The organism is Bifidobacterium choloepi (genome assembly GCF_010667615.1).
GTDB classification, from domain to species: Bacteria; Actinomycetota; Actinomycetes; order Actinomycetales; family Bifidobacteriaceae; genus Bifidobacterium; species Bifidobacterium choloepi.
In genome coordinates, this window is the sequence record NZ_VYSG01000001.1 from 1,322,590 (window position 1) to 1,323,637 (window position 1,048).

Annotated in this window: 1 protein-coding gene; it reads left to right on the forward strand. The window is 61.5% G+C overall.

Annotated elements, in window-relative coordinates:
• Positions 1 to 246: 246 nt before the first annotated feature.
• Positions 247 to 1,048, forward strand: an 802-nt coding sequence (locus F6S87_RS05250; protein WP_163227500.1) for a LacI family DNA-binding transcriptional regulator, incomplete at its 3' end; no start/stop codon positions are given.

The window sequence follows — 1,048 nt, forward strand, 5'->3', positions numbered from 1 at the left end:
CCCCCCGTGTGCCCGGTTTTCCACCACACCCCCATTGGGTCGTGTAAATCTCCCACTCAAACACCGGCGGGGGGGGGGGGCCCCCCCCCCCCCCCCCGGCGGGGGGCCCCCCCACACCTCAAGGAAAGCTGTACGATTCGCACGCCACGCCGGCTTGACAGGTCGGAGCGTTTCTTGAGGCTTGGTGCACTAGGCTGATCAAAACCGGTATTTTTCCGGTGAGGCTTTTTCAAGTAAGGACGCGACGTGAACCAGGGCAGCAAACCGACGATCAAGGACGTGGCTCGGATTGCGGGCGTATCCCGTGCGACTGTTTCACGGTATCTCAACGGACATCGCTGGGTCAGCGACGATGCCGCGGAGAAAATCAAGGCGGCCATTGAACAGACGCATTATGTTGCGAATACGCATGCGCGGGCGCTGGTGACAGGTCGTGCCGGTTCGGTTGCCCTGTTGCTCGGCGAGCCACAGCACCTGCTCTTCGAGGACCCGAATTTCGCGACGTTGTTGCGTGCACTCGCCGACGAGCTTGGCCAACGGGGAGTCTCGTTCCTGCTCATGGCGACGAACGACAAAGCCGAGGAGCGTCGCAACCTCGCCTATTTGCAGGCTGGTCACGTCGACGGCGTCATCCAGGTCGCATGGCATCAGGACTCGAGCGAGATGATCGCCGATCTTGTCAATGCCGGCATCCCGACCGTCGTCGCCGAGCAGCCAAATGACGAGACGATTCCTGTCGGCTATGTGCATGTCGAGGATTACGGCGGTGCGAAGCAAGCCGTCGAATACCTGATCGATCGCGGAGCGCAATATATCACGATGATCTCCGGACCGTACGGTCCTCCCGGTGCCCGCGAACGCATGCAGGCATTCCTGTCGGTGCTCGGCGCCGATGCCGACGACCGCATTGCCCACGGTGACTACTCGCTCGAAAGTGGCCGGAAGCAGATGGAACAGTTGTTGCATGACCATCCCGATCTCGATGACGCCGTCGACGTGACCAGCCTGCAAATAGGCGAGGTTGCGACGCTCCTCGGCTTTGTCGTTC